Here is a 25,743-nt window from a genome sequence, read left to right on the forward strand (position 1 = left end):
GGTAGCAGCTTACACCGACAGGTTAAACACCTGCGCCAGATGCTGCTCATAGCGCGCCACGTCTGCCTCGATGGCTGGGCGTTTCATCACGTCCACGCACAGGAAGGTCGGCAGGCCGGTCATGCCGAGGAACTCGTTGGCCTTGTGGAACGGGAAGTACACCGCGTCCACGCCCTTGGCTTCGAAGAAATCGGTCGGGTCGTCGAAGGCTTGCTGCGGCGCGTTCCAGGTCAGCGACAACATGTACTGCTTGCCCTGGATCAGGCCGCCGCTGCCGTACTTTTGCGACGCATCGGCACGCGTGCGGCCATCGCTGGCATACAGGCTGCCGTTGCCTTCGGTGAAGACTTCGTCGATGTACTTCTTGACGATCCACGGCGCGCCCATCCACCAGCCGGGCATCTGGTAGATGATCACATCGGCCCAGAGGAATTTGGCGACCTCTTCGGCCACGTCGTAGCCTTCATCGATGTGGCTGACTTTGACGTCGATACCGCCACGGTCCAGCACCGCCACGGCAGCCTCATGCAGGGTGGCGTTATAGCGGCCGTCGGAATGGGCGAATTTCTTGCCGCCGTTAAGCAGGAGTACTTTTTTCATGGGAAGGAATCCAAAGGGCTGAAAATGTCTGCCGGCAGGCTATCGACATTCAACCGTTGGAATAAGCAGCAGTGCGACAAAATACATTTGACCCAAACGCACGAATAACGCCGCACTCTTGATTTAACCACTGATCAGCAAATGACCGCCCAACAGCGCCATGCCGATAAAAAATACCCGTTTGAACAGCACCGCACTGATGCGCTGACGCAGTGCCTGGCCCAGCCACATGCCCAACAACGCAGGCACAAGGGCCAGTAGGGAGGCATTCATTTCGCCGCCGCCGAGGGTGCCACGCCACGCCAGCCCCGCCGCCAGCGCCAAGGTGGAAACGGTGAACGACAGCCCCAGCGCCTGCACCAACTGATCACGGTTCAAGCCCAAGGCTTGCAGATACGGCACGGCGGGAATCACGAACACGCCGGTGGCCGAGGTGATGATGCCGGTGACCAGCCCGCACACCGGCCCCAGCCAGCGCTCGGTGTGAGGCTGCACCGTGAACGCGGGCAGAAACAACCCACTCAACGCATACACCAGCAGCGCGCCGCCCAAGGCGCGAACGACCCAATGGCCGCCGTCCATGCCCAGCCACAGCGTGCCGAGCCCGGTGCCGAGGAAAATCAGCACCAGCATCGGCCACAGGCGTTTGAGCAACGCGCTCAAGTGGCCGCCGAATGCCAGTTGCCAGAGGTTGGTGACCGTTGAGGGAATGATCAGCAATGCCGCAGCCTGCGCCGGAAGCATAGCCAGGCCGAGCATGCCCATGGCCACGGTGGGCAGGCCCAGGCCAATCACGCCCTTGACGGTGCCGGCCAGCAGGAAGGTGCCGATAACCAATAGGGTCAGGCCCGCGCCGAGGTTTTGGTAGAACGCCAGGAAGGTAGTCATGAGGGAATTGTGCGACGTTAAGGCGGTTATGAAAATTCGCCATATACTGAGGCAGCCTCTTGTTTTGTGTGAGGCAGAGATCGCTATCGCAGGCAAGCCAGCTCCCACCTTTGAACTGTGTTCACAAATCTAAATGTGGGAGCTGGCTTGCCTGCGATGAGGCCCGTCCAGTCACCCGAGAACCCCGGCCATGCACTTTGACCTGATCGACCTGCGCCTCTACCTGCACATCCTCGACACCGGCAACATCACCGCCGGCGCGGCGCGCAGCCATTTATCCCTGGCCGCCGCCAGTGCGCGCATCCGTGCGATGGAAGCGTCATTGGGCATCGAATTTCTTGAGCGCGGCCGCCGGGGCGTCACACCCACACCCGCGGGCAAAGCCCTGGCCCGCCACGCGCGCTTGCTGCTGCAACAAGCCGAACACCTGCAACAAGACCTCGCCGAATACGCCAGTGGCGTCAAAGGCCAGGTGCGCCTGCTGTGCAACACCACCGCCCTGAGTGAATACCTGCCGGAATTGCTTGCCGATTTTCTGCGCGAACACCCCAACCTCGATATCGACCTGCAAGAACTACCGAGCCTGCGCATCACACAGGCCTTGCGTCAGGGCACCGCGGACCTGGGCATCATTTCCGACGCAGTGGACACCCACGGCCTGCAAACCCTGCCCTTTCGCGACGACCCGCTCGTACTGATCATGCCCCTCGACCATCCGCTGACGACCGCGAGTTTCATCGACAGCCTGCAATACGACTACGTCGGCCTGGCCGCCAACAGCGCACTGGCGGTGTATTTGGAGGAACAGGCGCTGCACGCGGGCTTTCGCCTGCAAACCCGCATCCGCGCCGATGGTTTTGATGGGTTGATTCGCATGGTCGCGGGCGGCGCCGGCCTGGGCATCGTGCCCCAAGCGGCACTGGAGCGCTGGCCGCTGCAGCGCCGCTTCAAAGCCCAACCGCTGCAAGAAGAGTGGGCCCGCCGCACGCTGCTGTTGTGCGCGCGCTCCTTCGAACAATTGCCCGGTTACGCCAAGGCTTTGTTCGACGCCCTCGCCCTGCCCTTGCGGAAAAACCCGTAATACACCGCCGACAGAATCATCAGGAACGGCACGCCAAACACCAGCGTCATCTTGAACGCCTCGGTGAAATACGTGGTGATCATCACCGCGCCCATCAACACCAGGCCCAGCAGCGTGCTGTAAGGGAACAGGCGCAGTTGGAACGACAACTTCGCCCCGCCATGACGCTTGCGATAACGGCGGAAGAACAGGTGCGTGAGGAAGATCATGAACCAGGTGAAGATCGCGCCAAACATTGAGATCGCCATCATCAGCGTAAACGAGCTTTCCGGGTACACCACGTTCAGCAAGGTCGCCAGGGCAATGCCCGAGCTGGACAGCAGCAACGCATTCAGCGGAATCCCGCTCTTGCTCAACGCGCCCATCGACTTGGGCGCAAAGCCTGCGCGCGAGAGGCTGAACATCATGCGTGTGGTGATGTAGAGCTGGCTGTTCATCGCCGACAGCGCTGCGATCAGAATCACAAAATTCATTACCCCGGTGGCGCCGGGAATGCCGATGGTCTGCATCACCGTGACGAACGGGCTCTGGGTCTGACCGGCCTGGTTCCACGGCACGATGGCCAGCATCAGCGCCAGGGTCAGCAGGTAAAACACCACCAGCCGCACGATGGTCGCGCGAAAGGCTTTCTTCACTGCCTGTTCCGGGTCGGCGGCTTCACCGGCGGCCACCGCGATCATCTCCACGCTCAAGTAACTGAAGATCGACACGATCACCGCGATCCACATGCCGCTCAAGCCATGCGGGAAAAAGCCCTCGTGGGCGGTGTAGTTCTGCACGCCGTACGCCGGGTTGCCGGAGCCGAACACCACGTACACCGCAAGGATGATGAAGCCGACGATGGCGCTGATCTTGATCGTCGAAAACCAGTATTCGAAATTGCCGAAGGTCTTCACGCTGATTGCATTGAGCAGGATCAGCACGCTGGAAAACGACACGATCCACACCCATTCCGGCACGTTGGCAAACCAGTACTTCATGTACATCGCCACCGCCGTGACCTCGGCGCCCACCGCCAGCACAATCGCGGCCCAGTAGGCGTAACGCACCAGAAACCCGGCCAGCGGGCTGATGTAGAACTCGGCGTACGCGCCGAATGAGCCCGAGGTGGAATGCGCCACCGTCATCTCCGCCAGGCAGCCCATCAACAGCAAGGTGATCAGCGCGCCGATGGCGTAGCTCACCAGCACGCTGGGCCCGGCATAGCCGATGGCATAGGCGCTGCCCATGAACAGCCCGGTGCCGATGGCGCCACCGATGGCGATCATACTCATCTGGCCGCAAGTGAGCTGGCGCCGCAGGCCCAGTTCGCGGTGGGTGATCTCTGCAAAACCGTTGTCGGGTGTGGTCACGTGGTGTGCCCCTTTATTATTGTGATTGCACAGTTTGGATATTGACGCAGATCCCCTGTGGGAGCGGGCTTGCTCGCTCCCACATTTGGCTCTGCGTTGAATCAGGTGACGCTGTTGCGCACTTTGAATTGCGGCTGGTCCCAGGTTTTCTGGTCGAGGATTTCACCGAGGATTTCCACGGCGTCAAACACCTCGGTAAAGCTCGTGTACAACGGCGTAAAACCAAACCGCATGATGCGCGGCTCGCGGTAATCACCAATCACGCCCCGAGCGATCAGCGCCTGGATCACCGCGTAACCTTCGGGGTGCTCGAAGCTCACATGGCTGCCGCGCCTGGCGTGCTCGCGCGGGGTAATCAGCACCAGGCCGTGGGCGGCGCAGCGGGCTTCGACCAGCGCGATAAACAGGTCAGTCAACGCCAGGGATTTAGTCCGCAGGCTGGCCATGTCGGTCTGGGCAAAAATCTCCAGGCCGCATTCGACCATGGCCAGCGAAGTGATCGGCTGCGTGCCGCACAGGTAGCGCGCAATGCCCGCGCTCGGCGCGTATTGAGCTTCCATCGCAAACTGCCGGGTATGCCCGAACCAACCCGACAAGGGCTGGCGCACCACGTCCACCAGCAGCGGATTGACCCACACAAACGCCTGGGAACCCGGCCCGCCATTGAGGTATTTGTAAGTACAGCCAATCGCGTAATCGGCCCGCGCCGTGTGCAGGTCGATGGGCACCGCGCCCGCCGAATGCGCCAGGTCCCAGAGGCTCAGCGCGCCACATTCGTGGCTCAAGGCGGTGAGCGCCTGCATGTCGTACATGTAGCCGGTTTTGTAGTTGACGTGGGTGAGCATCACCACCGCCACGTCCTGGTCGATAGCCTGCGGCAGTTCATCGGGGCTGTTCACCAGTCGCAATGAATAACCCTGCTGCAGCAACTCGGCCAGGCCTTCGGCGATGTACAGGTCGGTGGGAAAGTTGCTCGCCTCGCTGACGATCACCTTACGGCTCGGCTGGCGCTGGCGCTGCACGCTCAACGCGGCGCTGAGTACCTTGAACAGGTTGATGGAGGTGGTATCGGTGATCACCACTTCGCCGTCGCGCGCGCCGATCAAGGGCGCCAGGCGGTTGCCCAGGCGCTGGGACAGATCTGCCCAGCCAGCGCTGTTCCAGCTGCGAATCAAGCCATTGCCCCACTCTTGGGCGATCACCTGCTGCGCCCGCGCCAACGCCGCCACCGGGCGGGCGCCGAGGGAGTTGCCGTCGAGGTAGATCACGCCCTCAGGCAAGGCGAACTGACGACGCAGTGGCGCCAACGGGTCCTGAGCGTCGAGGGCTTGGCAGTGGCTTCGGGTGGTCATGGGCTGTCCTGATTTTTATAAGTGAAGATGGAGCAAATAATGAACGAAGCTTTAGAGAATTTTCGTGCAAAGTGGTGGGTAACAGGCTAATTAAGCTGTAGGAAATTCGAATTTAACTCCAAAACACGCGGATTTATTCTAAGCATGATTCTCGACGCCACCGACCTGCGCCTCCTGCATTTTCTGCAACAGGATGGCCGCATCAGCAACCAGGAACTGGCCGAAAAAGTCGCCCTGTCGCCCTCCGCCTGCCTGCGCCGTTTGCGCCTGCTCGAGAGCGAGGGAATCATCAGCGGCTACCGCGCGGTGCTGAATGCCGAGCAGCTGGGAATCGAGCTGGAAGCCATCGTGCACCTGTCCTTGCGCCAGGACGTGGAGGATTGGCACGAGACGTTTATCAAAAAGGTGCAAGGCTGGCCGGAGGTGGCCAGCGCGTACGTGATTACCGGCGCGAGCAACTATGTGTTGCGGGTGCAGGCGCGGAATTTGAAGCACTTTTCGGACTTTATCGTGAACCACCTGAACCGCACGGCGGGGGTGATGGATATTCGCTCGGAGATTGTGTTGCAGAAGATCAAGGATCGGGATGAGGTGTTGGACTTGGTCCTGCGCAAATAGCAACAACACCTCAATTCAAATGTGGGAGCTGGCTTGCCTGCGATGCAGACACCTCAGTGCATCAGATACACCGAGTTGATGCCATCGCAGGCAAGCCAGCTCCCACATTTTTATGCGTGTTCAGTCTTCCAAGGCACGCACGCGTTGCATGCGTTTTTGCTCTACCGGCGCATCAGCCCGTTGCAGCTCAAAGTCAAAATCAATCTGCGCAAAGCGCCCTTCCACGCCAAACTCCCGCGCGAGTTGCTGATCGTCACTGAAGCGAATCTCCGCAATCAACTCATCCCGTGTCGCATAGGCAAAGTCATCGTGCAGGTACGGGTCGTCCGACAGGTTGATCTGGGTGGTCAAATGCCGATGCCCCGGCGCCGAGATAAAGAAGTGAATATGCGCCGGCCGCTGCCCATGGCGGCCCAGTTGGTCGAGCAGCTGTTGAGTCGGCCCGGTCGGCGGGCAGCCGTAGCCGGACGGCACGATGCTGCGAAAACGGTAGTTGCCCTGGGCATCGGTCTCGATGCGCCGGCGCAGGTTGAACTCGGACTGCGTCGGGTCAAACCATGAATAGGTGCCACCGGTATTGGCCTGCCACACATCGACAATCGCGCCTGCTAAAGGCTTGCCATCGGTGTCGCGCACTTGCCCGCGCATAAACAGCGGCACCGCGTCGTCCTTGCCATCATCCAGTCGCGCTTCGTATTGGCTCAGCGGCGCCCCGGCCACATACAGCGGGCCTTCGATGGTGCGCGGCGTGCCGCCGGATTTGCCGGCTTCTTCGTCGGCGGCGTCCATCAGCAGATCCAGGTAATGCTCCAGGCCCAAGCCGGCAGCGAGTAAGCCGGCCTCCTGATGTTTACCCAGCTCGTTGAGGTAATTGACCGCCTTCCAGAACTCTTGCGGGGTCACTTCCAGGTCTTCGATGATGTTCACCGTGTCGCGCAGGATCCGGTAGATCAGCGCTTTGGCGCGCGGGTTGCCGGCGTCATTGTGATTGCCGCTGGCTTCTTCGAGAAACGCTTGGGCGTGGGCAGTCTGGGAAAGTCGGATGGACATGGTGCAATCCTCATCTTGTCATTATTGGGTGCAAAACAGGCTCAGCGGTCGTCCTCACGGATCGACGAAGGGTGGCGGCACAAGGCATTCACTTCGATGGCCATGTAAGGGAAAAGCGGCAGCTGCATCAGTAGGTCGTGCAGGTCTTGCACGCTGTCGACGTCGAACACGCTGTAGTTGGCGTAATGCCCGGCGATGCGCCACAGATGGCGCCATTTGCCCTCCTGCTGCAGGCGCTGCGCCAGGGCTTTTTCTTCGGATTTCAGGCCAGCCGCGCGCTCAGGGTTCATGTCCAGGGGCAGGTTCACAGTCATTTTTACGTGGAACAACATGGCAGGCGCCTCTTAGTGGTTGTCACGGCGGAAGAACGCCAGACGCTCTTCATCGATAGCCAGGCCAAGGCCCGGTGCAGTGGAAACATGCAGCGCAAAATCGCGGTACACCGGCGGCTCGGTGAGGATGTCTTCGGTGAGCAGCAAGGGGCCGAACAGTTCGGTGTCCCACGCCAGCTTGTTCAAGGTCAGGAAGGCATGCGCCGAGGCCAGGGTGCCGATGCCGCCTTCGAGCATGGTGCCGCCGTACAGGCCGATACCGGCGGCTTCGGCGATGGCAGCGGTGCGCAACACGGCGCGTGGGCCGCCGTTCTTGGCGATCTTCAGCGCGAACACCGAGGCTGCGCCTTCGCGGGCCAGGTTGAAGGCATCCTCCACGCACTCGATGGACTCGTCGGCCATGATCGGCGCCGGGCTCGATAGATTCAGCCGAGCCATGCCGCTGCGGTTGTTGCGCGAAATCGGTTGTTCGATCAGGTCGATGCCGTTGTCGCCGAGCACCTTGCACGCACGCAGGGCCACGGCTTCGTCCCACGCCTGGTTAACGTCAACGCGCACACTGGCGCGCTCGCCCAGGGCTTTTTTGATCGCGATCACGTGGGCCAGGTCGCGGCCAACCTCACCGGCGCCGATCTTCAATTTGAAGATGCGGTGACGGCGCAGGTCGAGCATCTTTTCCGCTTCGGCAATGTCCTGCGCAGTGTTGCCGCTGGCCAGGGTCCAGGCCACTGGCAAGGCATCCCGCACCCGCCCACCGAGCAGTTCGCTGACGGGCAAGTCAAGCCGTTTGCCCAGCGCATCGAGCAACGCGCTTTCGATGCCGGACTTGGCAAAGGTGTTGCCACGAATGCTGCGCTCCAGGCGCAACATGGCCGCGTTGATGTTGCTCGCGTCCTGGCCAATCAACAGCGGCGCGAAGTGGCGATCGATGTTGACCTTGATGCTGTCAGGGCTTTCGTTGCCGTAGCTCAGACCGCCGATGGTGGTGGCCTCACCGATGCCCTCGATGCCGTCGGCGCAGCGCAGGCGGATGATCACCAGCGTCTGGTTTTGCATCGTGTGCATTGCCAGCTTGTGCGGGCGGATGGTGGGGAGGTCGACGATGACCGTTTCAATCGACTCGATGGCGCAAATCGGCATGGCTATACCCGTGGGGTTCTTTATAAGTTTGAGCCGATTCTGTGCCGTATTTTTTGTGGCTTCCAATATAGAATGGGTCTCGCACAATACCCTCAAGGTATGAAAGGAGCCGCCATGGAACTGCGTCATCTGCGCTATTTCCAGGTGCTGGGTGAAACGCTGAACTTCACCCGCGCCGCCGAACGCCTGCACATCGCCCAGCCGCCGTTGAGTCGGCAGATCCAGCAATTGGAAGACGAACTGGGGGTGATTCTGCTTGAACGTGGCCGACCGCTGCGGCTGACCGCAGCCGGGCGGTTTTTCTATGAACACGCCAATGTGCTGCTCGAGCAACTGGGCAAGGTCTGCGACACCACGCGCCGCATTGGCCAGGGCGAAAAGACCTGGCTGGGCATCGGCTTTGCGCCGTCGACCTTGTACGGCGTGCTGCCGGAGTTGATTCGGCGGCTGCGCAACGATGCGGTGCTGGAGCTGGAATTGGGCTTGTCGGAGATGACCACTTTGCAGCAGGTCGAAGCGCTGAAAGCCGGCCGCATTGACGTGGGCTTCGGGCGCATTCGCATCGACGACCCGGCCATCGTCCAGCGTGTGCTGGTGGAGGATCGACTGGTCGCCGTACTGCCCGCCGGCCACCCGCTGCTGGGTGCGCCCGCGACCCTCGCCCAATTGGCCGCCGAGCCGTTTGTGCTCTACCCCGGCAACCCGCGCCCCAGCTATGCCGACCATGTGATCGCACTGTTCGACGCCCACGGTCTGAGCCTCAAGGTGGCGCAGTGGACCAACGAATTGCAAACCGCCATCGGCCTGGTCGGTGCCGGCATGGGCGTGACGCTGGTGCCGGCGTCGGTGCAAGTGCTGCACCGCGCGGATATCGGCTACACGCCGATTGTGGAAAGCACCGCGACCTCGCCGATCATTCTCAGCCAACGGGTGAATGATCAGTCGCCGGGGCTCAGTCATTGTTTGCAGTTGGTAGAAGAGTTGATCTGAGATCTCCCGCGCACCACAAATCCCCTGTGGGAGCTGGCTTGCCTGCGATGGCGGTGGAACATTCACCACCGCTATCGCAGGCAAGCCAGCTCCCACATTCTGATCTTCATCAGGTTTAGAGACTGCGCAGGCGCTTGCGCTGCAAGGTCTGGCTGGGCGATTCATCAAACAGCTTGCGGTACTCCGCCGAAAACCGTCCCAAGTGAGTAAAGCCCCAACCCAGGGCCATTTCGGAAATGGTCCGAGTAGACCCCTGCTCAAGGATTTCCTGACGCACCGCGCCCAACCGGTACTTCTTCAGGTACGCCATGGGCGACAGCGCAAAGTACTTGCGAAATGCATCGAACAGCTTGAACCGCGACACGCCCGCAGCCGCTTCCAGGTCTTCCAGATGCACCGCTTCGCGGGCGTTGTCGTGGATGTACTGCCGGGCACGAATCAGGTAGTGCGGCAGCTTTACGCCCAGCACGTCGCGCAGCTCTTCTGAATAGTTATTCGGCTGGGCGAGGATCAAGCCTTTGATCAACGAGCTTTCCAAGTCACGCGTAAACGCCGCCTGCTCATACAGCTCGCTGCTGCGCTCAAGCTCGGCAATGAAATACCGCGCCATGCGCCACCACGACGCTGAAGCCCCCTCCACCGCGTCCATCACCGACTCGAAGCGCAGCGGTGCCTCAATCGGCCGTTGCAGCAAGCCTTCCAGGGATTCACTCATCGCCGCGCGGGTGATCACCACCTGCAATTTGCGGCAGTCACCGGAGATCGCCAGCACCTGATGCTCGTTGGGCGACAGGATCACGCCCTGGTCGCGATTGGAACTCAGCCGCTCGCCGTTCTTGCTCAATTCCTGCTCGCCCACCAACGGCAGGCTCAGGCTGTAGCTGCTGAAGTGCTCGGCGTCTTCGATGCCGATGGTCACGTCCGTGCCGTACTCGATCACGCCCAGGGTGGTAGCGCGGGACTTGAACACATTGGCGCTGTGGTGAAAGCGCAGGCGCTCCGGCGTCGACGTCGCCAGGCGGTGTGGCCCACAAATGCCGGACATCCAGCTGCGGGCGCCTTCCAGGTCGAAGCGTTGAATATGGATTTCGCGTGTATGGCTACTCATCAGGGTGCACCCACGGCGGTTAGGCGGTTGCGCGCTCTGGCGGCGCGTCGTTGACAATCGACAGCAAGTTCTACGCCACGCGCGCCGTAATGCAACGGGGTGGATAGCAACGGTCGACTATGTGGATAAGCCGCAGGTTTTTGCGACGTTCCCTTGGTATGACAGTAGCGCATCGCGTCACCTCGCTGCACCGAACTGGGTATTTGCTGCCCAACGATGCGCGCCCAACTATGCGGCCCATCTCTGCCCATTAAGCGGATAGCCCGCACCCTGCCGCGCTGCCTCTAATGAACCACCGATTAGCCCTATCAAAAAAGGTGCCTCCCATGAGTGGTGCAAGAAGCGTCGAGCAGTGGAAAACGTTTATCGAAAGCTGCCTGGATTTTCGCCCGGCGGACGCCGTGTTCCGCATCGCCCGGGACATGTTCACCGAGCCGCAACTGTTCGACCTGGAGATGGAACTGATCTTCGAAAAAAACTGGATCTACGCCTGCCACGAAAGCGAACTGGCCCATAACCACGACTTCATGACGATGCGTGCCGGGCGCCAGCCGATGATCATCACCCGCGATGGCGAAGGCCAACTGAATGCGCTGATCAACGCCTGCCAGCACCGCGGCACCACGCTGACGCGCGTCGGCAAAGGCAACCAATCCACCTTTACTTGCCCGTTCCACGCCTGGTGCTACAAGAGCGATGGCCGGCTGGTGAAGGTCAAGGCGCCGGGGGAATACCCGGAAGGCTTCGACAAGGCCACGCGCGGCCTGAAAAAAGCCCGCATCGAAAGCTACAAGGGCTTTGTGTTTATCAGCCTGGACGTGAATGGCCGCGACAGCCTGGAGGGCTTTCTCGGCGACGCCAAAGTGTTCTTCGACATGATTGTCGCGCAGTCGGCCACCGGTGAGCTGGAAGTGCTGCCGGGCAAATCCGCCTACACCTACGACGGCAACTGGAAGCTGCAGAACGAAAACGGCCTGGACGGTTATCACGTCAGCACCGTGCACTACAACTACGTGGCCACGGTGCAACATCGCCAGCAGGTGAACACCGAAAACGGCAGCGGCTCCGCCAGCACGCTGGACTACAGCAAACTCGGCGCGGGCGATGCCAACACCGACGACGGTTGGTTCGCCTTCAACAATGGCCACAGCCTGTTGTTCAGCGACATGCCCAACCCGAGCGTGCGGTCCGGCTACGCCACCATCATGCCGCGCCTGGTGCAAGAGCACGGCCAGCAGAAGGCCGAGTGGATGATGCACCGCCTGCGCAACCTGAACATCTACCCGAGCCTGTTCTTCCTCGACCAGATCAGCTCGCAGCTGCGCATCATCCGCCCGGTAGCGTGGAACAAGACCGAAATCATCAGCCAGTGCCTGGGCGTAAAGAACGAGTCGGATGCCGACCGCGAAAATCGTATCCGCCAGTTCGAGGATTTCTTCAACGTATCCGGCATGGGCACACCCGATGACCTGGTGGAGTTTCGCGAAGCCCAGCGTGGTTTCCAGGGCCGCCTGGAACGCTGGAGCGATATCTCGCGCGGCAGCCACCGCTGGGAAACCGGGCCCACGCCGAACAGCGAAGCCATCGGCATCCAACCGGCGATGACCGGCACCGAGTTCACCCACGAAGGCCTGTACGTCAACCAGCACCGCAACTGGCAGCACTTCCTGCTTAACGGCCTGGACCAACACGCGCTGAAGCTGCGGGAGGTGAAGTGATGAATGCGCAATTGCAGTACCAGATCGAGCAGTTTTTCTACCGTAAATCCGAGCTGTGCGACGCCCAGGACTGGGACGCCTATGTGCAGCTGTTCGACCCGCAGAGTGAGTTCCACCTGCCGCAATGGGACTCGGAACACGTCTACACCCGCGACCCCAAGCGCGAGATGTCGTTGATCTATTACGCCAACCGTTCGGGCCTGGAAGACCGCGTGTTCCGTCTGCGCACCGGCAAGGCGGCGTCGGCCACGCCAATGCCGCGCACCTTGCACCTGATCAATAACGTGCGGATTGCCGAGCAACCCGGCGGGCTGCTGGAAGTGAAGTTGAACTGGCACACGCTGTTCTATCGGCTGGCCATGTCGGAGCAGTTCTATGGCAGCGCCACCTACAGCCTCAAAGCCCATGGCGACAGCTGGCTGATCACCCGCAAGCACGCCCTGCTGCTCAACGACACCATCAATTCGGTGCTGGATTTTTATCACCTTTGACCATGCCTGGTGTGGCGAGCGGGCCCATTGTGGCCAGCGGACTTGTTGTGGCGAGCGGGCTTGTTGTGGCGAGCGGGCTTGCCCCGCGTTGGGCTGCGAAGCGGCCCCCCTTAAAGTCACCGCATTTCTTCAGTCAAACCGCAGTGGCTGCACCAGGGGCCGCTTCGCGCCCCAACGCGGGGCAAGCTCGCTCGCCACAGCAAGCCCGCTCGCCACAGCAGGCCCGCTCGCCACAAAAGCTCACTCGTCAGCCATCACATCAGATACGCGGAGTTATGCGGATGAATCACAAAGTAGCCTTCAGCTTTGCCGACGGCAAAACCCTGTTTTTCCCGGTGGGCGCCAACGAAATCCTGTTGGACGCGGCCCTGCGCAACGGCATCAAGATCCCGCTGGACTGCCGCGAAGGCGTGTGCGGCACCTGCCAGGGTCGTTGCGAGTCGGGCGACTACAGCCAGGATTATGTCGACGAGGAAGCGCTCTCCAGCCTCGACCTGCAGCAACGTAAAATGCTCAGCTGCCAAACGCGGGTCAAATCCGATGCAACGTTCTACTTCGATTTCGATTCGAGCCTGTGCAATGCGCCGGGGCCGGTGCAGGTGCGCGGCACGGTGAGCGCGGTGCAGTTGGTCTCGGCCAGCACGGCCATGTTGCACGTGCAGGTGGAGGCGCCGCTGGACTTCCTGCCGGGCCAATACGCCCGCCTGTCGGTGCCCGGCACCGACAGCTGGCGCTCTTACTCCTTCGCCAACCGGCCGGGCAATCAGTTGCAGTTTCTGGTGCGCCTGCTGCCCGATGGCGTCATGAGCAACTACCTGCGCGAGCGTTGCCAGGTCGGTGATGAAGTGCTGATGGAAGCACCGTTGGGCGCGTTTTACCTGCGGCATGTCACCCAGCCGCTGGTGCTGGTGGCGGGCGGCACCGGGTTGTCGGCGTTACTGGGCATGCTCGATGAACTGGCGGCCAACGGCTGCGAGCAACCGGTGCACCTGTACTACGGCGTACGTGGCGCCGAGGATTTGTGCGAAGCAACACGCATTGAAGCCTACGCGTCGAAACTCCCGGGTTTTCGCTACACCCAAGTGCTGAGTGACCCGTCGCCCGAGTGGCCCGGCAAGCGCGGTTACCTCACCGAGCATTTCGACCTGGCCGAATTGCGGGACCAATCGGCGGATATGTACGTGTGCGGCCCCCCTCCGATGGTCGAATCCATCCAACAATGGCTGCTGGATCAGGCACTTGTTGGCGTTCAGCTGTATTACGAAAAGTTTACGCAGAGTAATATCTGACCCCTCAGTACTTTGAGGGGCGGGTGCGGCGTGCAATCAACCCTGAGAAAAACAAGTAGAAGGGAATGTTAATGGCGGATGACATGGTTAACCCGGTAGGCCTCAAGCGTGGCCTGAAGAACCGGCATATTCAGCTGATTGCCTTGGGAGGGGCGATTGGCACGGGGTTGTTCCTCGGCTCGGCCGGGGTGCTCAAGTCGGCGGGCCCGTCGATGATCCTGGGGTACGCGATCGCCGGTTTCATCGCCTTCCTGATCATGCGTCAGCTCGGCGAGATGATCGTCGAAGAGCCGGTGGCCGGCTCCTTCAGCCACTTCGCACACAAATACTGGGGCGGCTACGCAGGCTTTCTGGCCGGCTGGAACTACTGGGTGCTCTACGTGCTGGTGGGCATGGCCGAACTGACCGCCGTGGGCAAGTACATCCAGTTCTGGTGGCCGGAGATTCCGACCTGGGTCAGCGCGCTGGTGTTCTTTGTCGCGGTCAACCTGATCAACACCCTGAACGTGAAGTTCTTCGGTGAAGCCGAGTTCTGGTTCGCGATCATCAAGGTGGTGGCAATTGTCGGCATGATCGTGCTCGGCTGCTACCTGCTGTTCAGCGGCACCGGCGGCCCGCAAGCCGCGGTGAGCAACCTGTGGAGTCACGGCGGGTTCTTCCCCAATGGCGGCATGGGGCTGTTGATGTCGATGGCCTTTATCATGTTCTCGTTTGGTGGCCTGGAGCTGGTGGGCATTACCGCCGCCGAGGCCAGCGAGCCGCGCAAAGTGATCCCCAAAGCCATCAACCAAGTGGTGTACCGGATCCTGATTTTCTACGTCGGCGCCCTGACCGTATTGCTGTCGCTGTACCCGTGGGACCAACTGCTGCAAACCCTCGGCGCGTCGGGCGATGCCTACAGCGGCAGCCCGTTTGTGCAGATCTTCTCGCTGATTGGTAACGACACCGCCGCGCACATCCTCAACTTCGTGGTGCTGACCGCGGCGCTGTCGGTGTACAACAGCGGCGTGTACTGCAACAGCCGCATGCTGTTCGGCCTGGCCGAGCAAGGCGACGCGCCAAAAGCGCTGATGAAGCTCAACAAGCAAGGCGTGCCGCTGCGCGCCCTGGCGATTTCGGCACTGGTGACGATGCTGTGCGTGGTGGTCAACTACGTCGCGCCCAAGAGCGCCCTGGAGTTGTTGTTCGCGCTGGTGGTTGCCTCGCTGATGATCAACTGGGCGCTGATCAGCATCACTCACATCAAGTTCCGCAAGGCCATGGGCGAGCAAGGCGTGACGCCGTCGTTCAAGACCTTCTGGTTCCCGTTCAGCAACTACCTGTGCCTGGCGTTCATGGTGATGATTGTCAGCGTGATGCTGGCGATCGATGGCATTCGTGAGTCGGTGTATGCGATGCCGGTGTGGGTGGGGATTATCTACATTGCCTACCGGATGCGGATCAAAAAAGGTAGCGCCTTAGCGAATGCACAATGATCCCTGTGGGAGCCGGGCTTGCCCGCGACGGCGGTGGGTCAGACACCGGATGCAGTGCCTGACCCACTGCCATTGGGGGCAAGCCCCCTCCCACATTCGCTTGCATTGGTCATGAAAAAGCCCCGGGATTCCGGGGCTTTTTTTATAGCGTGGAACGCACTCGCCACAACTCGGGAAACAGCACCGTGTCGAGCATCTTGCGCAAATACCCCACGCCCTCGGTGCCGCCCGTACCAGGTTGAAAGCCGATGATCCGCTCCACCGTGGTCACATGCCTGAAGCGCCACTGGCGGAACGAATCCTCCAGGTCGATAAACTTTTCGGCCAACTGATACAAATCCCAATACCGGCTCGGGTCGCGATACACCTCACGCCAGGCCGCTTCCACCGACTCATCGTGAACCGTGGCCGCCGTCGGGTCGCGCTCGGCGCGTTTGGGGTCAATCGCCAAACCGGCTTTGGCCATCAGGTTGACCGCCTCGTCATACAGCGACGGCGTGGCAATCGCCACTTTCAACTCGTTCAACAACTGCGGCCGGTGCGCGTGAGGCCGCAACAGCGCCGCGCTTTTATTGCCGAGGATAAATTCGATCTCGCGGTACTGGAACGACTGAAACCCCGACGACTGCCCCAGGAACGGGCGAATCGCCTTGTATTCCGACGGCGTCATGGTCGCCAACACCGCCCAGGCGTGCACCAGTTGATCGAAGATCCGCGACACCCGCGCCAGCATCTTGAACGCCGGCGGCAACTCGCCCAGACGCACGTGTTCACGGGCAGCCTTGAGTTCGTGGAGCATCAGTTTCATCCACAGCTCGGACGTCTGGTGCTGGATGATAAAGAGCATTTCGTTGTGATCGGGCGACAGCGGGTGCTGGGCGCTGAGGACCTTGCCCAGGTCCAGGTAGTCACCGTAGCTCATGGACTCGGAAAAATTCAGCTCGGCGTTATGCCATTCTTCCGGGGGCTGGTAATCAGGTGAAAAGGGGCATTGGCTCATCGCGTGGGCTCCTTGAGCGGGCGGAGGATGGCGCGCACCGGGCTCGCGTCCAGGTTGGCAAAGCGCAGCGGCAGCGCGATCAATTCATAGTCGCCCTCCGGCACGTCATCGAGCACGATGCCTTCGAGAATCGCCATACCATGGCGGGCCACGGCGTTGTGCGAATCCATGGTCTTGGACTGTTGCGGGTCCAGGGACGGCGTATCGATACCGATCAGGCGCACGCCCAGGCTGGCGAGCAGTTCGATGGTTTGCGGCGCGATGGCGGTGAAGTTCGAATCCCATTCGGTCAGCGGCGCTTGTGGATAAGTACGCAGCAGCACGCGCTCGGGCAAGTTATCCACACGGCCTTCCAACTGATGCGGCTGCACCAGCGCGCCACTGCCCAGGCAATGCAACACCCGGCACGGGCCCATGTACACGTCCAGCGACACGTCGCCGATCGGCGCGCCGTCAGCGCTGTAATGCAGCGGCGCATCCACATGCGCGCCGGTGTGCGGCGAGAAAGTCACGCGGCCCACATTCACCGGGCACTCGGGGCCGAACTGCCACACGCGCTCTTCCTGAAACGGCGTATCGCCCGGCCAGGTCGGGGTCGCCGTGCTCAAGGGTGGGCTGATATCCCACCACGTTTTTATTGGGTTCATTTGAAGGCTCTCACTCGTTCTGGGGTGAATGATACGAGGGCCAGCCGTGCATTTTCTTGCTAATTCCAGCGCCAGGCGGGAATTCTTTCGCAGTTACTGCGAGGAAATGCCGGATTGGCGCCCGAATATTTTGTCTGACCAAAGCAGCTCAAACACTGGAGATCCAATGTGGGAGCGGGCTTGCTCGCGAAGGCGGTGTGCCAGTCAATACATGTGCGGGCTGACCCACCGCTTTCGCGAGCAAGCCCGCTCCCACAGGAACTGCATGAGTGTCAGAGCAATCGCATTCGCCTGCGCTTCTGGGCATCCCGATGTCGAGTTCAGACCACTGGCACAACGCCCGAGGCCTTAGGGTGCATCTTTCCCTTCCCTGCCTCGGAGCCATCATGTCCAAGCCCATCACCGTACTGCGCGACACCCACCCACTGCCGGTCCTGGATGCCTGCAAATGGGAAAAACTCGAAGGCGACCCGCACACCGTCAACCTCAACGCCTACACCAGCGAAGACGGCAGCAAAATCATGGGCACCTGGATCTGCACACCGGGCAAGTGGTACGTGGAATACGTGAAGTGGGAATACTGCCATTTCCAGGAAGGCTACTGCGTGATCACCCCAGAAGGTATGGAGCCGATCCACCTGCGGGCTGGGGATATCTTTGTGGTGGAGCCGGGGATGAAGGGCACGTGGGAAGTGGTGGAGACGGTGCGTAAGTATTTTGTGTTTGCCTGAGCGATTGAACCCGGACTACTTCTTCCTTGTGGCGAGCGGGCTTGCCCCGCGTTGGGCTGCGTAGCGGCCCCTGGTCCAGGCACTGCGGTTTGGCTGGGAAAATGCATTGACTTTATTGGGGCTGCTGCGCAGCCCGACGCGGGGCAAGCCCGCTCGCCACAACAAACCCGTTGGCCATAACAAGTCCGCCAGCCACAACAAGCCCGTTGGCCATAAAAAGCCCGCTTGCTAAGGCAAGCGGGCTCGGCATTCTACTGGGGCTTGCGATAGCTGTTGATGATCGCCGAGAAGTCCTTGCCGCCTTCCCCGCGCTGGCTCATCGATTGATACAACTGCTGGGCCACAGCGCCCAGAATCACCGGTTGTTTGGCTTGGCGCGCGGCTTCGGTGGCCAGGCCCAGGTCCTTGAGCATCAGGTCGGCACCAAAGCCGCCGGTGTAACCCCGCGACGACGGCGCGGTTTCAATCACGCCCGGCCAGGGGTTGTAGGTGTCGGAACTCCAGCAGCGCCCGGTGGAGCTGTTGATAATCCCGGCCAGCACTTGGGTGTCGATGCCCAGCGCGTCGCCCAGGGCCATGGCTTCGCTGACGCCGACCATGCTGATCCCGAGCAGCAGGTTGTTGCAGATTTTGGCGATCTGGCCGGTGCCTACATCGCCGCAATGCACGATGTTGCGGCCCATCTGCGCCAGCACCGGTTGCAGGGTGGCGAACAGCTCCGGGGTGGCGCCGACCATGAAGGTCAGCGTGCCCGCGCTGGCGCCGCCGGTGCCGCCGGAGACTGGCGCGTCGGCCATCACCACGCCTTGCTTGGCCGCCGCTGCAGCGACATCGCGCGCAGTTTGCGGGTCGATGGTGCTGCAATCCACCGCCGGTACGCCTTTGCCGATGCCGGCCAAAACCCCGTCTTCATTCAGCCACACGCTGCGCACATGGGCCGCCGCCGGCAGCATGGTAATCACCAGCTCAGCGCCTTGGGCTGCGTCACGCGGCGAGTCGCTGATGCTGCCGCCCAGTTCGGCGAGTTCCTTGAGCACGGTCTGGTTCAGGTCGAACAGGTTCAGCGCGTGGCCGGCCTTGATCAGGTTGCGGGCCATGGGCGCGCCCATGTTGCCCAAGCCGATAAATGCAATCTTCATGGTCGTCTCCCGAATCAGCGCAGGTTGATGGTGGTGTTGACGCCATCATTGACCGTGTCGTCGTCGAACCAGCGGCTCGTGACGGTTTTGGTCTGGGTGTAGAACTGCACCACTTGCTTGCCGTACGGGCCGAGGTCGCCGAGCTTGGAGCCACGCGAACCGGTGAAGCTGAAGAACGGCACTGGCACCGGAATCGGAATGTTGATGCCGACCTGGCCTACATCGATTTCGCTCTGGAACTTACGCGCCGCCGCCCCACTTTGGGTGAACAGGCCGGTGCCGTTACCGAACGGGTTGGCGTTGACCAGCGCGATGGCTTCATCCAGCGTGGCAACTTCGAGCACCACCAGCACCGGGCCGAAGATTTCCTGGGTGTAGATCTGCATGTCCGTGGTCACGCCCGAGAACAGGGTCGGGCCCACAAAGTTGCCTTGCTCGAAGCCCGGCACCTTGATGTCGCGACCGTCCAGCTCCAGCTTGGCGCCTTCTTTCACGCCGCTTTCGATCAGTTCCAGGATGCGCGCCTTGGCGCGTTTGGAAATCACCGGGCCGACATCCGTACCGGCTTCGCTGCCAGCATTAACCTTGAGCTTTTGCGCCAGCGCTTTAAGGTCCGGCAGCCATTGCTTGGCCGCGCCCACCAGCACCACCACCGAGGTGGCCATGCAACGCTGGCCCGCTGCGCCAAAACCGGCACCGACCAAGGCATTCAGGGTGTGTTCGCGGTTGGCGTCCGGCAGCACCACGGCGTGGTTCTTGGCGCCCATCATCGACTGCACGCGCTTGCCGTGTTTACCAGCCAGGTCGTACACATGAGTGCCGACGGCGGTCGAGCCGACAAAGGACACGGCCTTGATGTCTTTATGGGTGCACAGCGCATCCACCACATCCTTGCCGCCGTGTACCACGTTGAGCACGCCAGCGGGCACACCGGCTTCCAGCGCCAGCTCCACCAGCAACATGGTCGACAGCGGGTCTTGCTCGGACGGCTTGAGTACAAAGGTGTTACCGCAGGCAATCGCCATCGGGAACATCCACAGCGGAATCATCGCCGGGAAGTTGAACGGGGTAATACCGGCGCACACACCGATAGGTTGGCGCAGGGTGTAGGTGTCGACGCCACCGGCGACGTTTTCGGCGAATTCGCCCATCTGCAACGTGCCGATGGAGCACGCGTGCTCGACCACTTCCAGGCCGCGGAAAATATCGCCTTCGGCATCGGCAATGGTCTTACCTTGCTCGGCACTGAGGACTACAGCGATGCGCTTGGAATGTTCACGGATCAAGGCCTGCAGCTTGAGCATGATGCGCATGCGCGCGCCGATCGGCGTCAGCTTCCAGGTCTGGAAGGCTTGATGGGCAGCGTCGATGGCCGCGTTGACTTCATCGGCGGTCGCGAAAGGGACTTTGGCCAGCACTTGCTGGGTGGCCGGGTTAACGATGTCTTGCCAATGGGTAGTCTTGGACTCGACCCATTCACCGTTGATCAGCAACTTGACCTGTTGCACGGAAATGTCGGCAGAAGCGTTCATGTGGTCTCCAATCTTGTAGTTATGCAGAGACAAGGCGCGTGAATCGCCTTGGGAATGAGGCGTTCGGACTGTTTTTGGAGTATAGATGTGCAAATCTCTAATAAGAACGCACATAAAAGCCGGTCCAATATGCAAAAAAACATCACGTCCTTGGGCTCCCTGAACTGGGATGACCTGAAGTTTTTCCTCGAAGTGGCCCGCACCCGCAAGGCCAGCGTCGCCGCCAAACGCCTGGCGGTGGACTACACCACTGTGTCGCGGCGCATCAGTTCACTGGAAGTGTCGCTCGGCACGCTGCTGTTCGAAAAATCCCGGACCAACGGCTTCGTGCTCACCGCCGAAGGCCAGCGTTTGCTGGGTTACGCGGAGTCCATCGAAAGCACGCTGCACATGGCTTGCGAGCAGGTGTCCGGCTCCGGCGTGGCGCTGTCCGGCCATGTGCGCATGGGCTGCACCGAGGGTTTCGGCAGTTTTTTCGTTACGCCGCAGCTCAGCCATTTTGTCGACACCTACCCCGCCATCTCGGTCGACATCCTGCCCCTGCCCCACTTCATCAGCCTGTCCAAGCGCGAAGCCGACATCGTCATCGCCCTGGAACGCCCGGAGCACGGGCCGTATGTGTGCTGCAAGCTGTGCGACTACAAACTGCAGCTGTACGCGACCCAGGATTACCTCGACCAACACCCGCCCATCCAGCGGCCGGCGGATTTGGCTGAGCACCCGTTTATCAGTTATGTGGATGACTTGGCGTTCAGCTCGGAGCTGCTGTACCTGGCGAATGTGGTGCCGGGCGCCAGCGCGAGTTTGCGCAGCACCAGCGTGATCGCGCAGTACGTGGCCGCGCAGCAGGGGCGGTCGATGGCGATATTGCCGTGCTTTTTGGCCGCGCAGGACCCGCGGCTGTTGCCAGTTTTGGGGGAGCAGATTTCGATCACGCGGCAGTTCTGGATGTATTGCCGGGAGGATTTGCGCAAGTTGAAGCGGATTACGTTGTTGTGGGATTACATCCGAGAGGTGACGGAGCAGAACACCGGGTTGTTGATGGGGGAAACGCGGGAGATAAAGTTCGCGGATTAAAGGGCCATCAATGACGATTCGCTTTAATTTGCAGGACGTTTCCTAGAGACTCTCTAGCCCATTGCGCCTTACCGTTTGGGTCACTAGCCTCCCTGGGTCGCTGCACATCAGCGATCGGGTTTAGCGACTCGGATTAGTTGGGGATGTGATGCCAAAGTATTGCCAGGCGTTTTACCTGTCTTTACCGTTTTATGGCGGCTGTACGCGGGAGACCTTCGGGTCTGCCGGGTTCCCAAATTTACCGGTTCGCTAACCCGTGTACAGCTGCCACCTCTTCATGTTTAGCGACATGCCGTGGTGACCCCTACTGCAAATTTGGGAAACATCATGTCAAAAATCGTCCCTGATCCACCGCTTTCCTCCATCACCACCCTCGGCGTCGTCACGTTCGGCGACTACGGCGAAAACCAAAAACCCCTGTTCCGCGTCAACGCCGGCATGCCGATTGAGCAAGCCCTGGAACACGCATCCACCTTGCTTTTTTACTCCAAGAAACTCGCGATGGAAGCCGCCATGGACGTGCGCGGCGAGCAATACGCATGGGCCGCGCATTACCTGTGTGAGATGGGCAAGGCCGTGGTGGATGACCTGACGCAGGCGATGACGCCGGGCAGTTAAGCGAACACTGCGGCATAAAGGTGGGAGCGGGCTTGCTCACGAATGCAGTGGGCCAGCCAACACATCATTGCCTGAACGACCGCCATCGCGGGCAAGCCCACTCCCCCATTTTGGACTGCGGCGGATGGGAAATTTTGAGTCAGGCACAAATCAGTGTGGGAGCTGGCTTGCCTGCGATGGCGGTGGGTCAGCCAGATTATCTGCGGCTGATACACCGCATTCGCGAGCAAGCCCGCTCCCACAGTTGGGACTGTGGCGAGTGGGAAACTTTGGTCGGGCACAAATCAGTGTGGGAGCTGGCTTGCCTGCGATGGCGGTGGGTCGGCCAGATTATTTGCTGCTGACACACCGCATTCGCGGGCAAGCCCGCTCCCACATTTTTGAACTGTGGCGGGTGGGAATTTTGCGTCAGGCACAAATCAGTGTGGGAGCTGGCTTGCCTGCGATGGCGGTGGGTCAGTCAGATTATTTGCTGCTGATACACCGCATTCGCGGGCAAGCCCGCTCCCACATTTTTGAACTGTGGCGGGTGGGAAATTTTGCGTCAGGCACAAATCAGTGTGGGAGCTGGCTTGCCTGCGATGGCGGTGGGTCGGCCAGATTATTTGCGGCTGATACACCGCATTCGCGAGCAAGCCCGCTCCCACAGTTGGGACTGTGCCGAGTGGGAAATTTTGCGTCAGGCACCAATTAATGTGGGAGCTGGCTTGCCTGCGATGGCGGTGGGTCAGCCAGATTATCTGCGGCTGATACACCGCATTCGCGGGCAAGCCCGCTCCCACAGTTGGGACTGTCGCGGGTGGGAAATTTTGCGTCAGGCACAAATCAGTGTGGGAGCTGGCTTGCCTGCGATAGCGGTGGGTCAGTCAGCTTAATTGCTGCTGATACACCGCATTCGCGAGCAAGCCCGCTCCCACAGTTGGGACCGTGGCGGGTGGGAAATTTTGCGTCAGGCACCAATTAATGTGGGAGCTGGCTTGCCTGCGATGGCGGTGGGTCAGTCAGATTATTTGCTGCTGATACACCGCATTCGCGAGCAAGCCCGCTCCCACAGTTTGATGGCATTTCAGATTGAGAGAGGTGAACCCGCTCAGTCCGCGATCACCACAATCGACACGCGCCGGTTTTCGGTGCGCCCCGCTACCGTGGTGTTCGGCGCCACCGGCTCGCTGCTGCCCAAACCGCGCAGCTGGATGTTTTCTTCCTTCATGCCCACACCGGTCAGCACGTTGCCCACGCTTTTGGCGCGGCGCAGGGACAGTTGCTGGTTGTAGGTTTCTTTGCCAGAGGCGTCGGTGTGGCCGTCGACGCGTACGCGGTCGATGCCGGCGCCGACCAGGGCTTTGCCGATGCGTTCGACGATGTCGGTGCTGGCTTTGTTGAGGCTTTCAACGTCGCTGCCAAACAGCACTTTGCCCGAGAGGCCAAACGCCCATCCTTCGTCAGTCAGTTCAAAACCCTGCTGTTTGAGGACTGCGATTTGCGCCGGTGTCAGGCCTTTGGGTGGGGCCGTCTGGCAGCCGCCAAGGGCAAGGAATGCCACCAGTAACGTGATAAACATGAAACGCGCGGTCGAGAACAAGGGATCAACTCCTGTCGGTAACGTTTGCGGCGGTGGGCTCCGAATCCGCCGTTTGCTGGCCGCCCTGGGACAAGCGTTTGGCCTGGTACATCGCCGCATCGGCGGCATTGAGCAAGGTGCCGGGAGTGGCGCCATGATCGGGGTAGATGGCAATGCCGATACTGAGGGAGGTCAACACCTCGGTGTTGCCGGGCACCGGGATCGGCGTGTCCATGCTGGCAATGATCTTGTCGGCGATACGCTGAGCATCCTCCGCTTTATGCAGTGGCGCCAGCAGCACCGCGAACTCATCACCGCCCAGGCGCGCCACCAGGTCATCTTCACGCAACTGCGCGCGCACCCGCTCGGCGACGGCCACCAGCACCGCATCGCCGGCGGCGTGGCCGAAGTTGTCATTGATGTCTTTGAAACGGTCGCTGTCGAGAAACAACACGGCGACCCGTTCATTGACCTTGGCGGCGCTGCGCAGCGCGCGGATCAGCCGGCCTTCGAAATACGCGCGGTTGGGCAAGCCGGTCAGGCTGTCGTGGCTGGCCTGGTGAGCGAGGGTTTCGTTTTCACTTTGCAGGTGGCTTTGCCAGGCTTCCATCTCGCCGAGCAGGGCGTTGAAGTCGCTGCCCAGGTTGTCGAGTTCGGCGATCTGCGCCGGTGGCACGCGTCGGTCAAAGTCTCGCTCGCTGCGGGCGGCATGGGCCACCGCGGCCAGGCTTTGCAACGGTTTGGTGATGCCTTGCAGCAGGCGCCGCGCCAAGTACAACGCCACCCAGGCGCTGAGGGCGGTGCAAATCACGATGCCGGCCAGGCCGCTGAGCAGAAAGCGCAGCAGGCTACCGCCGTGGCCGACCACGTGAATGCTGCCCACGGTTTGCCCCTGGTGCAGGATCGGCTGGCTGATGGGCTGTTCGAGCAAGGCATGCGCCAGCGCCAGTTCGACCTGGGACAGCATGCCGGTTTCCGGCCGCTCCCATTGCGCCAGCAGCTTGCCGCTGGCATCGAAGACTTCGGCCTGGGCCACTTCTTCGGTGGAGGCAATCAGGCTGAGTGCTTCAGTGGCGGCGGCGCTGTCGTTGAACACCACCGCCGCTTCCACGGTGTAATTGATCGAGCGCGCGATCAGGTGCAGGTTGTGCTCGGCATACACGCGCAGCGCCAGCACGCCGAGCAGGGTCAAGGACACACTGGCCAGGGTCACCGCCACCAACGCCAGGATCAAATGCCCACGGCCGATGACGGAACGCAAGGTCGGCCGTGCTTTCGGGGTTCTCATGACGCAGGCGCTCGACGGCGGGACAACTGCAACACGCTGGGGTGAATGCGCACGCCGCTGCGGGCGACGGAGTCCAGGTTGACCTCAAATGACACTTGCTCATCGCCCACGCGCAGGCAGAACAGGCTGCCCACGGTGCATTGGTCGCCGCCTTCGCTGATGCTCAGCACCGGGTGGCCGATCAGTGAGGTAAACAACCGCGAGCGTTCATCGGCGCTGAGTTTGCCGATGTACACGGCGTCGCAGGCACTGACGATATCAGGATGATCGGCGAGCAAACGCTGCACCACCACCGGACGGCCGGTCGCCTGGGTGGTGCCTTTGACCAGATCGTCGGTGTATTGGGTGGGGCCGACGATGCACAAGCGCAGTTGCGCAGGCTCCACCGGCCAGCGTGCATAGCTGAGGATGCCGAGCACCACTTGCGTCACCGCCTGGGCGCGCTGGTCTGCCGGGCCGGGGGCCTGGGCAAATGCTCGCGGGGCGAGCACGCACAGAAGTGCCACCAGTAACATGCGTCTCCAGCTCAAACTGCGCTCTGTGGGCGAGACAGCCACGTTCATGCAGCGATTCTCTTCAGTTTTTTCAGGGTGATGCCGCAACGATAGCACAGCGGCGGAAGACCCCGCGAAGCCGGGCCTTCGCGAAGTTCGCTATTTTTTCAGA

The 25,743-nt window shown here is 61.1% G+C and carries 25 protein-coding genes; 10 read left to right on the forward strand and 15 right to left on the reverse strand.

What is annotated here, in order from left to right; all coding sequences use genetic code 11:
• Positions 1-9 precede the first annotated feature (9 nt).
• Both ACP7B3_RS21655 and ACP7B3_RS21660 read right to left on the reverse strand, forming a co-directional pair.
• Positions 10-600, reverse strand: coding sequence for an NAD(P)H-dependent oxidoreductase (locus ACP7B3_RS21655; RefSeq protein ID WP_426180695.1), 591 nt, complete (start codon positions 598-600; stop codon positions 10-12).
• Between the two features lie 123 nt (positions 601-723).
• Entirely contained in the window at positions 724-1,488 is a 765-nt protein-coding gene (locus tag ACP7B3_RS21660) for a sulfite exporter TauE/SafE family protein (RefSeq protein ID WP_426180697.1), read from the reverse strand.
• A 190-nt stretch (positions 1,489-1,678) separates the two neighbouring features.
• On the opposite strand from ACP7B3_RS21660, the gene ACP7B3_RS21665 reads away from it, so the two are divergent.
• Entirely contained in the window at positions 1,679-2,569 is an 891-nt protein-coding gene (locus ACP7B3_RS21665; protein ID WP_426180699.1) for a LysR substrate-binding domain-containing protein, read from the forward strand.
• Here ACP7B3_RS21665 and ACP7B3_RS21670 read toward each other — a convergent pair.
• Both ACP7B3_RS21670 and kynU read right to left on the reverse strand, forming a co-directional pair.
• Positions 2,515-3,921 carry an amino acid permease gene (locus ACP7B3_RS21670; RefSeq protein ID WP_426180701.1) on the reverse strand — a complete coding sequence of 469 codons (1,407 nt, stop codon included), beginning with the start codon at positions 3,919-3,921 and terminating at the stop codon, positions 2,515-2,517. The genes ACP7B3_RS21665 and ACP7B3_RS21670 overlap by 55 nt on opposite strands.
• 101 nt (positions 3,922-4,022) lie before the next feature.
• Positions 4,023-5,273, reverse strand: a complete 1,251-nt coding sequence (kynU, locus tag ACP7B3_RS21675) for a kynureninase (protein ID WP_426180703.1) — start codon at positions 5,271-5,273, stop codon at positions 4,023-4,025.
• 144 nt (positions 5,274-5,417) lie between these two features.
• On the opposite strand from kynU, the gene ACP7B3_RS21680 reads away from it, so the two are divergent.
• Complete coding sequence (locus tag ACP7B3_RS21680) at positions 5,418-5,891, forward strand: Lrp/AsnC family transcriptional regulator (RefSeq protein WP_003194103.1); 474 nt, start codon at positions 5,418-5,420, stop codon at positions 5,889-5,891.
• A 120-nt stretch (positions 5,892-6,011) separates the two neighbouring features.
• On the opposite strand, the gene catA is transcribed toward ACP7B3_RS21680, so the two are convergent.
• From catA to ACP7B3_RS21695, 3 genes are read right to left on the reverse strand one after another with little or no spacing between them, the layout of a single operon-like run.
• Entirely contained in the window at positions 6,012-6,941 is a 930-nt protein-coding gene (catA, locus tag ACP7B3_RS21685; protein WP_145164362.1) for a catechol 1,2-dioxygenase, read from the reverse strand.
• A gap of 41 nt (positions 6,942-6,982) precedes the next feature.
• Positions 6,983-7,273, reverse strand: a complete 291-nt coding sequence (catC, locus tag ACP7B3_RS21690; RefSeq protein ID WP_426180706.1) for a muconolactone Delta-isomerase — start codon at positions 7,271-7,273, stop codon at positions 6,983-6,985.
• 12 nt (positions 7,274-7,285) lie between these two features.
• Positions 7,286-8,413, reverse strand: a complete 1,128-nt coding sequence (locus tag ACP7B3_RS21695) for a muconate cycloisomerase family protein (protein ID WP_145164364.1) — start codon at positions 8,411-8,413, stop codon at positions 7,286-7,288.
• A gap of 114 nt (positions 8,414-8,527) precedes the next feature.
• Here ACP7B3_RS21695 and ACP7B3_RS21700 point away from each other — a divergent pair, with 114 nt between their 5' ends.
• Entirely contained in the window at positions 8,528-9,403 is an 876-nt protein-coding gene (locus ACP7B3_RS21700; RefSeq protein WP_242201149.1) for a LysR family transcriptional regulator, read from the forward strand.
• Positions 9,404-9,518: 115 nt separating this feature from the next.
• Here the strand turns inward: ACP7B3_RS21700 and ACP7B3_RS21705 are convergent, their stop codons facing one another.
• On the reverse strand, positions 9,519-10,511 hold the full coding sequence (locus tag ACP7B3_RS21705; protein WP_145164368.1) for an AraC family transcriptional regulator: 993 nt from the start codon (positions 10,509-10,511) through the stop codon (positions 9,519-9,521).
• 326 nt (positions 10,512-10,837) lie between these two features.
• Between ACP7B3_RS21705 and antA the strand changes: the two genes are divergently transcribed.
• The 4 genes from antA (at position 10,838) to ACP7B3_RS21725 (ending at position 15,484) form a co-directional block, all read left to right on the forward strand.
• Positions 10,838-12,229: an anthranilate 1,2-dioxygenase large subunit gene (antA, locus tag ACP7B3_RS21710; protein WP_426180709.1), complete on the forward strand. Its 1,392-nt coding sequence runs from the start codon at positions 10,838-10,840 to the stop codon at positions 12,227-12,229.
• A complete protein-coding gene (antB, locus tag ACP7B3_RS21715; protein ID WP_124418464.1) occupies positions 12,229-12,720 on the forward strand; it encodes an anthranilate 1,2-dioxygenase small subunit in 492 nt (163 codons plus the stop codon). The genes antA and antB overlap by 1 nt, the downstream gene beginning before the upstream one ends.
• A gap of 281 nt (positions 12,721-13,001) precedes the next feature.
• On the forward strand, positions 13,002-14,009 hold the full coding sequence (gene antC, locus ACP7B3_RS21720; RefSeq protein ID WP_426180711.1) for an anthranilate 1,2-dioxygenase electron transfer component AntC: 1,008 nt from the start codon (positions 13,002-13,004) through the stop codon (positions 14,007-14,009).
• A gap of 71 nt (positions 14,010-14,080) precedes the next feature.
• On the forward strand, positions 14,081-15,484 hold the full coding sequence (locus ACP7B3_RS21725) for an amino acid permease (protein ID WP_145164377.1): 1,404 nt from the start codon (positions 14,081-14,083) through the stop codon (positions 15,482-15,484).
• 142 nt (positions 15,485-15,626) lie between these two features.
• Here ACP7B3_RS21725 and kynA read toward each other — a convergent pair whose 3' ends face one another.
• Both kynA and kynB read right to left on the reverse strand, forming a co-directional pair.
• The gene (gene kynA, locus ACP7B3_RS21730; RefSeq protein WP_242201155.1) at positions 15,627-16,484 is read right to left on the reverse strand and encodes a tryptophan 2,3-dioxygenase; all 858 of its coding nucleotides are present in this window, start codon (positions 16,482-16,484) and stop codon (positions 15,627-15,629) included.
• Positions 16,481-17,131 carry an arylformamidase gene (kynB, locus tag ACP7B3_RS21735; RefSeq protein WP_262208901.1) on the reverse strand — a complete coding sequence of 217 codons (651 nt, stop codon included), beginning with the start codon at positions 17,129-17,131 and terminating at the stop codon, positions 16,481-16,483. The genes kynA and kynB overlap by 4 nt, the downstream gene beginning before the upstream one ends.
• A gap of 386 nt (positions 17,132-17,517) precedes the next feature.
• On the opposite strand from kynB, the gene ACP7B3_RS21740 reads away from it, so the two are divergent.
• Complete coding sequence (locus ACP7B3_RS21740; protein ID WP_003230905.1) at positions 17,518-17,862, forward strand: cupin domain-containing protein; 345 nt, start codon at positions 17,518-17,520, stop codon at positions 17,860-17,862.
• 251 nt (positions 17,863-18,113) lie between these two features.
• On the opposite strand, the gene mmsB is transcribed toward ACP7B3_RS21740, so the two are convergent.
• Together mmsB and ACP7B3_RS21750 are read right to left on the reverse strand one after the other, a co-directional pair.
• Complete coding sequence (mmsB, locus tag ACP7B3_RS21745; protein WP_404484976.1) at positions 18,114-19,001, reverse strand: 3-hydroxyisobutyrate dehydrogenase; 888 nt, start codon at positions 18,999-19,001, stop codon at positions 18,114-18,116.
• A 14-nt stretch (positions 19,002-19,015) separates the two neighbouring features.
• Entirely contained in the window at positions 19,016-20,533 is a 1,518-nt protein-coding gene (locus tag ACP7B3_RS21750) for a CoA-acylating methylmalonate-semialdehyde dehydrogenase (protein ID WP_083356770.1), read from the reverse strand.
• A 129-nt stretch (positions 20,534-20,662) separates the two neighbouring features.
• Here ACP7B3_RS21750 and ACP7B3_RS21755 point away from each other — a divergent pair, with 129 nt between their 5' ends.
• Positions 20,663-21,610 (forward strand): LysR family transcriptional regulator, encoded by a 948-nt coding sequence (locus ACP7B3_RS21755; RefSeq protein WP_426180715.1) that lies wholly within the window; start codon positions 20,663-20,665, stop codon positions 21,608-21,610.
• Between the two features lie 327 nt (positions 21,611-21,937).
• Positions 21,938-22,228, forward strand: a complete 291-nt coding sequence (locus ACP7B3_RS21760) for a DUF3077 domain-containing protein (protein WP_145164389.1) — start codon at positions 21,938-21,940, stop codon at positions 22,226-22,228.
• Between the two features lie 1,090 nt (positions 22,229-23,318).
• Here ACP7B3_RS21760 and ACP7B3_RS21765 read toward each other — a convergent pair.
• The 3 genes from ACP7B3_RS21765 to ACP7B3_RS21775 are packed head-to-tail and all read right to left on the reverse strand — an operon-like array spanning position 23,319 to position 25,640.
• Positions 23,319-23,810, reverse strand: a complete 492-nt coding sequence (locus tag ACP7B3_RS21765) for an OmpA family protein (protein WP_145164391.1) — start codon at positions 23,808-23,810, stop codon at positions 23,319-23,321.
• 4 nt (positions 23,811-23,814) lie between these two features.
• Positions 23,815-25,077, reverse strand: a complete 1,263-nt coding sequence (locus ACP7B3_RS21770; protein WP_426180718.1) for a diguanylate cyclase domain-containing protein — start codon at positions 25,075-25,077, stop codon at positions 23,815-23,817.
• Positions 25,074-25,640 carry a YfiR family protein gene (locus tag ACP7B3_RS21775; protein ID WP_106578168.1) on the reverse strand — a complete coding sequence of 189 codons (567 nt, stop codon included), beginning with the start codon at positions 25,638-25,640 and terminating at the stop codon, positions 25,074-25,076. Before ACP7B3_RS21775 ends, ACP7B3_RS21770 begins: the two co-directional genes overlap by 4 nt.
• Between the last annotated feature and the right edge of the window lie 103 nt (positions 25,641-25,743).

It is taken from the genome of Pseudomonas sp. TWRC1-2, assembly GCF_049896685.1.
In the GTDB taxonomy this organism is placed as follows: domain Bacteria; phylum Pseudomonadota; class Gammaproteobacteria; order Pseudomonadales; family Pseudomonadaceae; genus Aquipseudomonas.